Raw genomic sequence first — 13,224 nt, forward strand, 5'->3', positions numbered from 1 at the left:
GCCTCAGTACGGATGCGCCGCCGGAGCCAGCAGCACGATCAGCGCACCGGCCCCGCCATCATTGGGGCGTGCCTGGACAAAGGCCAGCACCTCCTTTTTTTGCACCAGCCAGCCATAGGTCTTGTGCTTGATGATCGATCGCTTGCCCGGTGATCCCAGTCCCTTGCCGGTGATCACGCGCACGCAGCGCACTCCCTGGCGCTGGCACTCGCGGATGAAGGCGCCGAGCGTTTCGCGCGCGCCGTCGCGGCGCAGCCCGTGCAGATCCAGCTGGCGCTGCACGCTCCAGTAGCCCTTGCGCAGCTTCTGCACCACATCCGGCCCGACACCGGGCTGACGGTAGCTCAGGCGGTCATCGGTTTCCAGCATGCTGCTGATGTCGATCTCGTCGCTGAGCGATTCCAGCAGCACCGATTGCTGATCACGCTCGCGCTGCAGCGGCCGTGGCTGTGCCGGGGCAGGGCGCAGGTCGATGCGCTGGTGATGGTGTTGCGGCAGTGGCGTGACCGGCCCGATGGCCTGGGCAAACACGTGGCCGGCCGATGGCTGGCGTCGCCGTGCGGCCTCTTCTTCGCGGGCGCGATGCCGGGCCTGTTCGCGCCGCTCTTCCAGGATGGTCTTGAGCTGCTTCAGCTCATGCAGGGAACCGACTCCGTACTTCATGATGGGGAGAGTATCGCATCAGCCGTCCAGACTGGCGCTCCAGCGCGATCCCCAACCGGACGCGGCATCCGGGTTTTCGCGTGCCTGCTGCAGCTGGCGGCGGTCCCGCTTGGTCGGGCGGCCGTGCTGGATGGCATGGGCCGGTTCGGCAGCATAGTGGCGCTGCTCGGCCAGCGCCGTGCGCAGGGCGATGCTGTCGGCAGTTTCCTGGTACAGCTGTTGTGCCTCGGGCGCCGGGCCACGTCGCGGTGACAGGCCCTGCACGATCACGGTGCGCGTGCAGTAGCCCTGTCGCAGGCTGATCCGGTCACCCACCTTGATGTCGCGTGCCGGCTTGCAGTCCTGGTCGTTGACGCGCACGCGGCCCTTGTGGATTTCGTCAACCGCCAGCGCACGCGTCTTGTAGAAACGCGCAGCCCAGAGCCACTTGTCGATGCGCATGCGGTCATTCGTCGGGGAGGTCTCGTGCATAGGGGCAAATATCCAGTCGATCCGGTCTACAGCTTAGCGAAAAATCCTGTCCGCTCCAGGAAAATCCGGCCTGTTACGGAAAGCTTGCGGGATTCCACTACCATGGGGGCATCGTTTCTGAAACCAAGCCTTCAGCATGAGCAACACCAAGCCCCAGCCCCAGCACCAGCCTGATCAAACCCGATGCATCAACCTGGCCCTGCAGGGCGGCGGCTCGCATGGTGCCTTTACCTGGGGCGTTCTGGACTGCCTGCTGGAAGATGGCCGGCTGGAGTTTGGCGGTATCAGCGGCGCCAGTGCCGGCGCCGTGAATGCGGTGGCGGTAGCGCACGGTCTGGCCATCGGTGCCCGTGATGGTGTCGATGGCCGGCAGCTGGCGCGCAACAAGCTCAACAGCATCTGGCGCAGCGTGATGGCCACTGGCACCGTGAGCAGCCTCAGCGGCAACCTGGGCAATGTGCTGTCCTTCTGGTCGCTGCTGCCCGATCCGGGCCGCATGCTGGGCAATGCGCTGATGCAGTTCACCTCGCCCTACAGCATGAATCCGCTGGACCTGAACCCGCTGCGTGCGCTGCTGGGCCGCGAAATCGATTTCGATGCGATCCGCGCCCACCGCAACGGCCCCAAGCTGTTCATCTCGGCTACCGAGGTCAGCTCCGGCAAGGCCGAGATCTTCACCAGCAAGGAGATCACGCTGTCCACCGTGGTGGCATCCACCTGCCTGCCGCAGGTCTACCAGGCGGTCACCATCGATGACCGCGCCTACTGGGATGGCGGCTATGTGGCGAATCCGCCGATCACGCCGCTGATTGCGCAGTGCCGTCCGGCCGACATCCTGCTGGTGCAGATCAGTCCGCTCACGCGTGCCGGCGTGCCGACCACGCCTTCGGCCATCATGGACCGCATCAACGAGATCACATTCAACACCAATCTGCTGTCGCAGATGCAGATGGTGAGCTTCATCAACCGCCTGATCGACGAAGGCAAGCTGCAGGAGCCCGAGTACCGGAAGGTGCTGTTCCACCGTATTGATGGCGGCGAGATGATGCACAATTTCGGCGCCTACTCGCAGGGCAGCACCGACACGGTGATGATGCAGCAGCTGTTTGACCTGGGGCGCAGCCAGGCGGCGGCCTGGCTGAAGAAGAACTTTGGCGCACTCGGCGTCAAGAGCAGCGTCAATATCCGCCGTGACTACGAGGACGACAACGCCGTGAGCATGCGCTGCTGAAGCCGCCGCGCGCCGGGCAGGGCGCCGGCGCTTACAGATCGGCCTGGTGCAGCTCCAGTTCCTGCAGGATGGTGGTGGCGATTTCCTCGATCGACTTGGTGGTGGTCGACAGCCAGCGCACGCCGGCGCGGCGCATCATCGATTCGGCGGCGGCCACTTCGGCGCGGCAGTTGGCCAGATCGGCGTAGCGCGAGTTGGGGCGGCGCTCGTTGCGGATCTCGCTCAGGCGCTCGGGCTGAATCGTCAGGCCGAACAGCTTGCTCTTGTAGGGCATCAGTGCCGGCGGCAGCTGCATGCGCTCGAAGTCTTCCGGGATCAGCGGGTAGTTGGCGACCTTGAGACCGTGCTGCATGGCCAGATACAGTGATGTTGGCGTCTTGCCGCTGCGACTGACCCCGATCAGGATCACATCCGCCTGCGACAAGTCACGGCTCGTCTGGCCGTCATCGTGCATCAGGCTGTAGTTGATGGCATCGATGCGCGCGCGGTAGGTATCGCTCTTGCTGACATCGGAGAAGCGGCCGACGCGGTGGTGCGACTTGACACCAAATTCCGCTTCCAGCGGGTTGATGAACATGGAGAACATGTCCATCACCATGGCGTTGCAGGCCTCGTTGATGCGCTTGACGATCTCGTTGTTGACCAGCGTCATGAACACCACCGGGCGCACGCCGTCCTTCTCGTGCACGGCATTGATCTGGGCGATCACCTTGTCGGCCTTTTCCAGCGTGTCGACAAAGGGCACGCGCACCTGGCGTGCCGGCATGTCGAACTGGGCCATGATGGCCTTGCCGAACGTCTCGGCAGTGATGGCGGTACCGTCGGAGAGGTAGACCACGGTGCGTTGCGGCTTGTTGTCGTTCGGGGCAGAGAAAGGCATGGGGCACTCAGTTCAGGTACTTGGGACGTTCGAGATTATCCAGCGGGTTGCTGTCGGTGTCGGATTTGACCGGTGCTGTCGTGGCCGGGGCGGTCGGATCGGGCAGATCCCAGCCGGAGCGGCCAAGGGCGGCATCCAGCATCGACATGCAGGCGTGCAGGGTTTTTTCATCCAGCTCGATCGCCCACTGGCGCGCCTGACGCTGGTCGTCGGGCTTTTCCTGCAGCGAAATCTTCAGCCGCTTCTGCTTGGGTAGCGGCTGCATCTGCACGGTGTGTACCAGCAGCGGATCGTCGTTGGCCGAGGTGGCGGCAAAGGGCTTGCTGAAATCGGCCTTTTGCCGGACTTCCTCGCGCTTCAGGTCGGACAGCATCTGGCGCGTATCGGCACTGGCCAGGGCCACGCTGGAAGCCGCGGTACCGTGCAGCGCCTGCAGTTGCGAAACATGATCGGTGACGACCTCGTTCAGGCGTGGCCACAGGCCGAGGCAGAGCCGGCGCGTCAGCCAGGCCGATTGCTCGCCGGCATCATCGGTAAAGTTGACACGCCAGAGGATGCGGTCTTGCAGCGCATCATAAAGAATGCTGATCTGATGGACATTCATGGGCAATCAGGCAGGAGCAGTCATGGATAAGGCACAGTGTAACCGTGCGTGAGCAATACCCGCGTACTCTCTTGAAACCCGGAGATTCATACGTACATGGGATGCATTGAAGGAGGATACTTTCCTATGCGACTAGACAAACTGACAACCAAGTTCCAGGAAGCCCTGTCCGACGCGCAAAGCATGGCGCTCGGCAAGGACCATGCCTATATCGAACCCGCCCACCTGGTGCTGGCCATGCTGCGCCAGGACGATGGCCCGCGCGCGCTGCTGCAGCGCGCCGGCGTCAACGTGCCCGGCCTGCTGGCCGCCGCCGAAGGCGTGGTCAACCGCCTGCCCCAGGTACAGGGGCAGGAACAGGTGCAGGTCGGCCCCGATCTGGCCCGCCTGCTGCAGGCCACCGAAAAAGAGGCCATCAAGCGCGGTGACCAGTTCATTGCCAGCGAACTGTTCCTGCTGGCCCTGGCCGATGCCAAGGGCAGCGCTGGTGAAGCCGCCAAGGCCAACGGCCTGAGCCGCAAGAGCCTGGAAGCGGCCATCGAGGCAGTGCGCGGTGGCCAGAGCGTGGACAGCGCCGATGCCGAGGAGCAGCGTGGCGCACTCAAGAAGTACACGCTGGACCTGACCGACCGCGCCCGCCAGGGCAAGCTCGATCCGGTGATCGGCCGTGACGATGAAATCCGCCGCACCATCCAGGTGCTGCAGCGCCGTACCAAGAACAACCCGGTGCTGATCGGTGAACCCGGCGTCGGCAAGACCGCGATTGTGGAAGGCCTGGCCCAGCGCATCATCGCCAACGAGGTGCCAGACAGCCTGCGCGGCAAGCGCGTGCTGTCGCTGGACATGGCGGCGCTGCTGGCCGGTGCCAAGTACCGCGGCGATTTCGAGGAGCGCCTGAAGAGCGTGCTCAACGAGCTGGCCAGGGACCAGGGCCAGACGATTCTGTTCATCGACGAGATCCACACCATGGTGGGCGCCGGCAAGGCCGACGGTGCCATGGATGCCGGCAACATGCTCAAGCCCGCGCTGGCGCGTGGCGAGCTGCACTGCGTGGGCGCCACCACGCTGGACGAATACCGCAAGTACATCGAGAAGGACGCCGCGCTGGAGCGCCGCTTCCAGAAGGTGCTGGTGGGCGAGCCGACCGTGGAAGACACGATCGCGATCCTGCGTGGCCTGCAGGAAAAATACGAGGTGCACCACGGCGTGGAAATCACCGACCCGGCCATCGTGGCCGCGGCCGAGCTGAGCCACCGCTATATCACCGACCGCTTTCTGCCCGACAAGGCTATCGACCTGATCGATGAGGCTGCGGCGCGCATCAAACTGGAAATCGACTCCAAGCCGGAGGTGATGGACAAGCTCGATCGCCGCCTGATCCAGCTGCAGATCGAGCGCGAAGCGCTGAAGAAGGAAACCGACGAGGCTTCGCTCAAGCGCCTGGAAATCATCGAGGACGATATTCTGGCCGCGCAGAAGGAATACGCTGATCTGGACGAAATCTGGAAGAGCGAGAAGGCCGCCGCCCAGGGCAGCCAGCAGGTGCGCGAAGAGCTGGACAAGCTCAAGTTCCAGATCGAGGAATTCACCCGCAAGGGCGACTTCAACAAGGTGGCCGAGCTGCAATACGGCAAACTGCCCGAGCTGGAAAAGCGCCTGAAGGAAGCACAGGACAAGGAAACCGCTGCCGATGACGGCAAGGGCAACCAGTTGCTGCGCACCCAGGTCGGCGCCGAGGAAATCGCCGAGGTGGTGAGCCGTGCCACCGGCATTCCGGTGGCCAAGATGATGCAGGGCGAGCGCGACAAGCTGCTGCAGATGGAGCACAAGCTGCATGAGCGCGTGGTGGGCCAGGACGAGGCCATCAGTGCCGTGGCCAACGCCATCCGCCGCTCGCGTTCCGGCCTGTCCGATCCCAACCGCCCGACCGGATCGTTCCTGTTCCTGGGCCCGACCGGCGTGGGCAAGACCGAGCTGACCAAGGCACTGGCCGGTTTCCTGTTCGATTCCGAAGAGCACCTGATCCGCATCGATATGAGCGAATTCATGGAGAAGCATTCGGTGGCGCGACTGATTGGTGCGCCTCCGGGCTACGTGGGCTATGACGAGGGCGGTTATCTGACCGAGGCCGTGCGCCGCAAGCCCTACAGCGTGATCCTGTTCGACGAGATCGAGAAGGCGCACCCGGACGTGTTCAACGTGCTGCTGCAGGTGCTGGACGATGGGCGCCTGACCGATGGCCAGGGCCGTACCGTGGACTTCAAGAACACGGTGATCGTGATGACCAGCAACATCGGCTCGCCCATCATCCAGGCGATGGTGGGCTCCGAGCAGCAGGAGATCAAGGATGCGGTCTGGGATGAGCTCAAGACGCATTTCCGGCCCGAGTTCCTGAACCGGATCGACGAGATCGTGGTGTTCCACGGCCTGGATGCGGCGCATATTGCCGAGATCGCCAAAATCCAGCTGCAGGTGCTGCAGTCGCGCCTGGCCAAGCTGGAACTGTCGCTGGATGTCTCGCCGGCTGCGCTGGAAGAGCTGGCCAAGGTCGGCTTCGATCCGGTGTTTGGTGCACGTCCGCTCAAGCGCGCGATCCAGCAGCGCATCGAGAACCCGCTGTCGCGCCAGCTGATCGAGGGCGTGTTCCCGCCCAAGAGCGTGATCCGCGTGACGGTGGATCCGGTGCTGGCCCCGGGCGAGTTCCAGTTCAGCCCGGCACCGACCGAGGTCTGAAGCTGCGCTGCCCCGTGAGGGGCAGTGACAGCGCCAGAAAGCAGAAAGCCGACTCGACGAGTCGGCTTTCTTGCGTGGGCAGACTGAAGATTACTTCAGGTGCTTGCCGATCAGGCCGGCCATTTCAAACATGGTGACCTGCTTCTTGCCGAACACCTTGGCCAGCTTGTCATCTGCGTTGATGTTGCGCTTGTTGGCGGGATCCTGCAGGTTGTTGGCCTTGATGTAGTCCCACAGTTTCTTGATCACTTCGGTACGGGGCAGGGGATCCTTGCCCACCACGGCAGCCAGTTCGGCGCTCGGGGTCAGCGGCTTCATGAAAGCGGCGTTGGGGGTGCGTTTCTTGGGAGCTTCAGATTTGGTTGCCATGTGTTGTGTTTCCTTGCGATAGGGGTGTCAGGATGGGTGCTGAACCCTGCCTGGGCGACTACCCTGCGCATGCCGTCAGGGGAGATGCCTGATTTATAGCAGTTTTTTGCCCCTTGGCACCAGCTGTCAAGACAAGGAGTGGCGATTGCGGTCGTATTTGGCATGTTTGTACCCTGCCGCAGGCCGTTATCATGGCGGGATTGGCAGCCTGCAGCAGGTTGCATGAACCAGCATGTCCGGAGATCCCGATGAGCGAGAGCAAGCCTTTTTCTACCTGTGACCAATGTGATCCGCACCGTGATGGCGCACCGGCCGGCTTTGCCGCGCTGCCGCCGGTGTTCCGTGACTTTGGTGGAGTGACGCGTTTCAGCGGCCAGGTGGTGACGGTGAAATGCCATGAAGACAATACCAGCGTGCGTGCCACGCTGGAAACGCCCGGCGCGGGCAGGGTACTGGTGGTCGCCGGTGGCGGCTCCTTGCGCACGGCACTGGTGGGCGGCAATATCGGCGTGCTGGCCGAAAAGAACGGCTGGGCCGGCGTGCTGGTGGATGGCTGCGTGCGCGATGTGGAAGAGCTGGCGCAGTGCCAGGTCGGTATCCGTGCGCTGGGCAGCATGCCGATGCCCCCGCGCAAGAACCATGTGGGCCTGGTGGATGTGCCGGTACAGGTACAGGGCGTGACGGTGCGCCCTGGTGACTGGCTGTATGCCGATGCCGATGGCATCGTGATCAGCGATGTGGCCCTGAGCTGAGCTGCCGTCAGCTACCGCACGAGCCAGTTCCCTGAGCTGGCTTTTTTGTGCCTGCGGATTTCCATGACAGGACTGTCATGCGCGTCTGGCATGCTGCGAAGGCTTGTTTCGGTATGGAATTTCTCAAAATAGAAATCGATTTCATGCTGTGAAATTGATCCACCCGGCGCCGTGTCACATGATTTCGCTAGAAGGGTTTTTATTTTGCATGGCGCAATGACAACTGCAAGTCATTGATTTATAAGAATGAAAAAAACTCTTATATAAGACATAAGACACGGGTTCACTCTTATAGAAGACTTATCATAGAGTCCATGCCAGCAAGCCAAACCGACTGGCGAAGAGAGTGTCACAGACACCGTGGAAGAGACAAGCGGCACGCAAGTGCAGACCAAGTTTTCACAATCTGATCTCATTACTGGAGAGCACCATGACCCAACTGACCCGCGAACAACAAATCGCTGCCCTGGAAAAAGACTGGGCCGAAAACCCCCGCTGGAAGCTCGTGAAGCGCGGCTACAGCGCCGCTGACGTGGTGCGCCTGCGCGGCAGCCTGCAGCCCGAGTACACGCTGGCCAAGCGTGGTGCCGAGACGCTGTGGGAAAAAGTGAACGGCGGCGCCAAGAAGGGCTACGTGAACGCGTTCGGCGCCATCACTGCTGGCCAGGCCATGCAGCAGGCCAAGGCTGGCCTGGAAGCCGTGTACCTGTCTGGCTGGCAGGTTGCTGCTGACGGCAACACGTCCGAGACGATGTACCCCGACCAGTCCCTGTACGCCTACGATTCCGTGCCCACCATGGTGCGCCGCATCAACAACACCTTCAAGCGCGCTGACGAGATCCAGTGGAGCCGCGGCATCAACCCGGGCGACGAAGGCTTTGTGGATTACTTCCTGCCGATCGTGGCTGACGCCGAAGCCGGTTTCGGCGGCGTGCTGAACGCTTTCGAACTGATGAAGAACATGATTGCTGCTGGCGCTGCCGGCGTGCACTTCGAAGACCAGCTGGCTGCCGTGAAGAAGTGCGGCCACATGGGCGGCAAGGTGCTGGTTCCGACCCAGGAAGCCATCGAAAAGCTGATCTCTGCGCGTTTCGCCGCCGACGTGATGGGCGTGCCCACCATCGTGCTGGCCCGTACCGACGCTGAAGCAGCCAACCTGATCACGTCTGATTACGACGCCAACGACAAGCCGTTCCTGACCGGCGAGCGCACGCAGGAAGGTTTCTACCGTGTGAAGAACGGTCTGGAACAAGCCATCAGCCGTGGCGTGGCCTACGCTCCCTACGCTGACCTGGTGTGGTGCGAAACCGGCACGCCGGATCTGGGCTTTGCCCGCGAATTCGCCCAGGCCGTGCACGCTGCCTGCCCCGGCAAGCTGCTGTCCTACAACTGCTCTCCTTCCTTCAACTGGAAGAAGAACCTGGACGACAAGACGATTGCCGCCTTCCAGGACGAGCTGTCCGCACTGGGCTACAAGTACCAGTTCATCACGCTGGCCGGTATCCACATCAACTGGTACAACACCTTCCAGTTTGCCCACGCTTACGCTCAAGGCGAAGGCATGCGCCATTACACCGAAATGGTGCAGGAGCCGGAATTCAAGGCACGCGAGCAGGGCTACACCTTCGTGTCGCACCAGCAGGAAGTGGGCGCTGGCTACTTCGACGACGTGACGACCGTGATCCAGGGTGGTTCTTCCAGCGTGAAGGCTCTGACCGGTTCTACCGAAGAAGAACAGTTCCACTAAGCCCTACAGAGGCAGCTCCGCGCCGGCAACGGTGCGGGGGCTGTGCTGATAAGAGGCACAAGGAGACAGAGGCCACGGCGAAAGCCGTGGCTTTTTTGTGGGCGCTTATTGCAGGATATCGAGAGGACTGGAGACGCCGCGTCCTCCCTTGTTCAGGACGTGGGTGTAAATCATGGTCGTTGCCACGTCCGCATGGCCCAGCAGTTCCTGCACGGTGCGAATGTCGTAACCGGCCTGCAGCAGGTGTGTGGCAAAACTGTGCCGCAGCGTGTGGGGCGTAGCGGGCTTGGCAAAGCCGGCGGCCTGCACGGCGCGCTTGAACGCCCGCTGCAGTTGTTTTTCATCCAGATGATGCCGCCGCACGACTCCGCTGCGCGGATCGGTGGAATAGCTGGCCGCCACAAAGATGTATTGCCATCCCCACTGAGTGGAGGCGCCGGGATATTTGATGGCCAGTGCGTGCGGCAAATGCACGTCTGCCTTGCCGGCACCCAGGTCATCCTGATACAGCGCGCGCCGCCATGTGAGGTGCTGTTGCAGCGCGGCGGCCAGCTTCTGCGGCAGCATGGTGACCCGGTCCTTGCCGCCCTTGCCATCGCGGACAAGAATTTCCAGACGATCGAAATCCACATCCTTGACGCGCAGGCGGATGCATTCCATCAGGCGCATGCCGGTGCCGTATAGCAGTTGGGCCAGCAGCAGGGGCACGCCTTGCATGCGTGACAGCACGGCTTGCACTTCGGCTTGCGTCAGCACGACGGGAAGCCGGGCGGGACGTTTGGCACGCACCATTTCATTCATCCATGGCAGCTTGCTGTTCAGCACCTCGCGGTAGAGAAAGAGCAGGGCGGAGAGTGCCTGATTCTGTGTGGAAGCGGCAACATTGCCCTCGACGGCGAGGTGGGTGAGAAAGGCTTCTACTTCGGATGCGCCCATGTCACGCGGGTGGCGCTTGCCGTGAAACAGGATGAAGCGGCGGATCCACTGGACATACTGCGACTCGGTGCGTATGCTGTAGTGCTTAAGTCGCAGCTTTTCACGCACCTGGTCTAGCAGCTTGGGGGGCTTTGGCTTGGCTTCTGTGCTATATACTGTCTGCGGGGTCATATCTGGGGCTATGTTGTTGATCTATGATCAGATTGTAGTACGATATGACTAATATATACCGGTTTTATAGAAGTATGCACCGGTGGAGGTGCATACTGAACGTTAGCCACCAAGAAGGTGCCATGAAAACATTTGCCGCATATGTAATTATCGCGTGTCTTTCGAGTACGGCATTAGCTGGTTCAATTACAGAAAATACGTCTTGGAACAAAGAGTTCTCTGCCGAAGCCGTCAATGGTGTCTTCGTGCTTTGTAAAAGTAGCAGTAAATCCTGCGCTACCAATGACTTAGCTCGTGCATCAAAGGAATATCTTCCAGCATCAACATTTAAGATCCCCAACGCAATTATCGGCCTAGAAACTGGTGTCATAAAGAATGAGCATCAGGTTTTCAAATGGGACGGAAAGCCAAGAGCCATGAAGCAATGGGAAAGAGACTTGACCTTAAGAGGGGCAATACAAGTTTCAGCTGTTCCCGTATTTCAACAAATCGCCAGAGAAGTTGGCGAAGTAAGAATGCAGAAATACCTTAAAAAATTTTCCTATGGCAACCAGAATATCAGTGGTGGCATTGACAAATTCTGGTTGGAAGGCCAGCTTAGAATTTCCGCAGTTAATCAAGTGGAGTTTCTAGAGTCTCTATATTTAAATAAATTGTCAGCATCTAAAGAAAACCAGCTAATAGTAAAAGAGGCTTTGGTAACGGAGGCGGCACCTGAATATCTAGTGCATTCAAAAACTGGTTTTTCTGGTGTGGGAACTGAGTCAAATCCTGGTGTCGCATGGTGGGTTGGGTGGGTTGAGAAGGAGACAGAGGTTTACTTTTTCGCCTTTAACATGGATATAGACAACGAAAGTAAGTTGCCGCTAAGAAAATCCATTCCCACCAAAATCATGGAAAGTGAGGGCATCATTGGTGGCTAACAAGTCGCTCAAGGTCGCTCCCTGCGGTCGCTGGACAGTCCCAGTCGGCGCATGCTTCGCATTTTATGCGCCGCCTGTGCCTGCCCCTTAGCTCCAACGTTAGGCATCACAATCCGTCTCCGTCCACGCAGTCTAAAAATTCATGTCTCTGTCCACCAACACCATTATCTCAAGCTTAGTCAGCGCCTCAAACCCCGTTCTCAAAATCAACGAAGTTGGGGGCCGACAGTGGTACAGAAAACCTAAGGATGGGCGACGCGGACCATGGCTTTCAGCGCAGTTCGAATTTTTAGATAAGGCTATTTGGGAACGCCGGGGCCCATGCATATATTTCGTGACTGATCAGAATGAAGTCCTCCGTTACGTCGGAATATCTCTAAACAAACTCTCTGATCGTTGGAGGACTTCACCCGCGTTCACAGAATCAGATGAGCCTCTTTCGGGTGATGAAATATTTCATAGCCAGTGCTGGCACCGCATTGCGCATCCCACTGAACGTGAAGCGTCGCCGTTCATCATTTCCGTCCTCTCGGGAAACGAAGTTCTCGCATTCTTGCCGAGCATCGACCATGAACTCTCCTCTTTAGCCGTCCTTCGCAACGACCCTGACATCATCGTTACCGTTCTTGAACTATGGGTGTGTAAATATGGTCACAGCACGCTTTGGAATAAGGCGCTCACTGGTGGCAAGAAGCCCCGCGCCTTGCGCACTGAAGCCTAACTGTTCGTCGCAGCCGACCGCTACGCGGCGGCTGAACTCAGGGCGTTAGATTTCAAGGGGAAGATATGCGCTATCTGCACATCAATGGAGTCGATGTCAAAGCTGATTTTTCAACAGAAAACGGAATTCTTTACCGATACCGCCTTGAGATCAGGAAAATTGGATCCCCCGCTTCATCTAAGACTGTTTGTGCAATCATGCAAAATCCGAGCTATGCCGGCGAGGAAGAGGCTGATAAATCCGTACAGTTTCTAGAGAAGAACATCTTCGAGCTTGATCTTCCAGAGTTCAAAAATGTTGGTCGGCTAATTGTCGTAAATCAATTTGCACGCGTTCAGACAAATGGGTTTGTTGGCGACCCAAGTGAAATTGGAGAGCGCAACGACCTTGCCATATCAAAAGCTATCGATGAATCAGACATAGCTCTGATCGCCTGGGGATCAAGCAATCGATTTAGCGATAGAAAGAAATTTGTTCTTGACCAGCTAAGTTCACAGAGGCACAAGAAGTTCTATCAAACAAAAATGCATCCTTCTCGCGGCCGATATGATGGCTTCATTCTGCCGCTTGAAATCTAACAATTAATTCAAGCCGACGCCGCTTCGCGGCGCGGCTTAATTCAGGCGTTAGGCTTTGCATCCAACAGTACGTAATCTTCAAGGAGAGCTAAATGCGCTATCTGTATCTTGCAATCATCATCCTCATGACACTCGTCGTCGTCACATTCATGGTCCAAAATAGCGGCAGTGCGACGGTTTCCCTCCTTTCTTCTTCAGCGACGTTGCCTTTATCGCTGTTGACCTTCGGCACCTACTTCTTAGGCATGCTGACAGGTGGCATGCTCATTGCTTTCATTCGATCATTGGTTCGCGGCGCAACCAAGCCGCAACCAAATCAGTAGATACAGGCATAGCCTAACAATTCGTTCAAGCCGAACTTGCTTCGTTACGCCGGCAACATGGCAGATTAAGCTTGCCATGTTGCCGGCTCCACTACGCAAGTCGGCTTAACTCAGGCGTTAGG

14 protein-coding genes are annotated in these 13,224 nt (G+C 59.3%); 8 read left to right on the top strand and 6 right to left on the bottom strand.

What is annotated here, in order from left to right; translation table 11 throughout:
- Nucleotides 1-3: 3 nt before the first annotated feature.
- A complete protein-coding gene (locus tag C513_RS0105900) occupies nucleotides 4-663 on the bottom strand; it encodes a Smr/MutS family protein (protein ID WP_018715112.1) in 660 nt (219 codons plus the stop codon).
- 18 nt (nucleotides 664-681) lie between these two features.
- A complete protein-coding gene (locus tag C513_RS0105905; RefSeq protein WP_018715113.1) occupies nucleotides 682-1,134 on the bottom strand; it encodes an RNA-binding S4 domain-containing protein in 453 nt (150 codons plus the stop codon).
- Nucleotides 1,135-1,270: 136 nt separating this feature from the next.
- Between C513_RS0105905 and C513_RS0105910 the strand changes: the two genes are divergently transcribed.
- Nucleotides 1,271-2,365 (top strand): patatin-like phospholipase family protein, encoded by a 1,095-nt coding sequence (locus C513_RS0105910; RefSeq protein WP_018715114.1) that lies wholly within the window; start codon nucleotides 1,271-1,273, stop codon nucleotides 2,363-2,365.
- Between the two features lie 31 nt (nucleotides 2,366-2,396).
- On the opposite strand, the gene ppsR is transcribed toward C513_RS0105910, so the two are convergent.
- Together ppsR and C513_RS0105920 are read right to left on the bottom strand one after the other, a co-directional pair.
- Nucleotides 2,397-3,245, bottom strand: coding sequence for a posphoenolpyruvate synthetase regulatory kinase/phosphorylase PpsR (gene ppsR / locus C513_RS0105915; RefSeq protein ID WP_018715115.1), 849 nt, complete (start codon nucleotides 3,243-3,245; stop codon nucleotides 2,397-2,399).
- 7 nt (nucleotides 3,246-3,252) lie between these two features.
- On the bottom strand, nucleotides 3,253-3,849 hold the full coding sequence (locus C513_RS0105920; RefSeq protein WP_018715116.1) for a hypothetical protein: 597 nt from the start codon (nucleotides 3,847-3,849) through the stop codon (nucleotides 3,253-3,255).
- A gap of 126 nt (nucleotides 3,850-3,975) precedes the next feature.
- Here C513_RS0105920 and clpB point away from each other — a divergent pair, with 126 nt between their 5' ends.
- On the top strand, nucleotides 3,976-6,582 hold the full coding sequence (gene clpB, locus C513_RS0105925) for an ATP-dependent chaperone ClpB (RefSeq protein WP_018715117.1): 2,607 nt from the start codon (nucleotides 3,976-3,978) through the stop codon (nucleotides 6,580-6,582).
- Between the two features lie 90 nt (nucleotides 6,583-6,672).
- On the opposite strand, the gene C513_RS0105930 is transcribed toward clpB, so the two are convergent.
- Nucleotides 6,673-6,951 (bottom strand): SWIB/MDM2 domain-containing protein, encoded by a 279-nt coding sequence (locus C513_RS0105930; RefSeq protein ID WP_018715118.1) that lies wholly within the window; start codon nucleotides 6,949-6,951, stop codon nucleotides 6,673-6,675.
- Between the two features lie 248 nt (nucleotides 6,952-7,199).
- On the opposite strand from C513_RS0105930, the gene rraA reads away from it, so the two are divergent.
- Nucleotides 7,200-7,703 carry a ribonuclease E activity regulator RraA gene (gene rraA, locus C513_RS0105935; protein WP_018715119.1) on the top strand — a complete coding sequence of 168 codons (504 nt, stop codon included), beginning with the start codon at nucleotides 7,200-7,202 and terminating at the stop codon, nucleotides 7,701-7,703.
- A 430-nt stretch (nucleotides 7,704-8,133) separates the two neighbouring features.
- Complete coding sequence (aceA, locus tag C513_RS0105940) at nucleotides 8,134-9,450, top strand: isocitrate lyase (protein ID WP_018715120.1); 1,317 nt, start codon at nucleotides 8,134-8,136, stop codon at nucleotides 9,448-9,450.
- Nucleotides 9,451-9,555: 105 nt separating this feature from the next.
- On the opposite strand, the gene C513_RS0105945 is transcribed toward aceA, so the two are convergent.
- A complete protein-coding gene (locus C513_RS0105945; protein WP_026320603.1) occupies nucleotides 9,556-10,557 on the bottom strand; it encodes an integron integrase in 1,002 nt (333 codons plus the stop codon).
- A 122-nt stretch (nucleotides 10,558-10,679) separates the two neighbouring features.
- On the opposite strand from C513_RS0105945, the gene C513_RS13870 reads away from it, so the two are divergent.
- From C513_RS13870 to C513_RS0105950, 4 genes are all read left to right on the top strand, one after another.
- Entirely contained in the window at nucleotides 10,680-11,480 is an 801-nt protein-coding gene (locus C513_RS13870) for an oxacillin-hydrolyzing class D beta-lactamase OXA-10 (RefSeq protein WP_000846390.1), read from the top strand.
- A gap of 142 nt (nucleotides 11,481-11,622) precedes the next feature.
- Nucleotides 11,623-12,201 (top strand): hypothetical protein, encoded by a 579-nt coding sequence (locus C513_RS14275; RefSeq protein WP_156816052.1) that lies wholly within the window; start codon nucleotides 11,623-11,625, stop codon nucleotides 12,199-12,201.
- A gap of 65 nt (nucleotides 12,202-12,266) precedes the next feature.
- Complete coding sequence (locus C513_RS13875; protein ID WP_076342712.1) at nucleotides 12,267-12,779, top strand: DUF1643 domain-containing protein; 513 nt, start codon at nucleotides 12,267-12,269, stop codon at nucleotides 12,777-12,779.
- 92 nt (nucleotides 12,780-12,871) lie between these two features.
- On the top strand, nucleotides 12,872-13,102 hold the full coding sequence (locus tag C513_RS0105950) for a LapA family protein (protein WP_018715122.1): 231 nt from the start codon (nucleotides 12,872-12,874) through the stop codon (nucleotides 13,100-13,102).
- Nucleotides 13,103-13,224 lie beyond the last annotated feature (122 nt).

The organism is Allobrachymonas chironomi DSM 19884, assembly GCF_000374625.1.
GTDB classification, from domain to species: Bacteria; Pseudomonadota; Gammaproteobacteria; order Burkholderiales; family Burkholderiaceae_C; genus Brachymonas; species Brachymonas chironomi.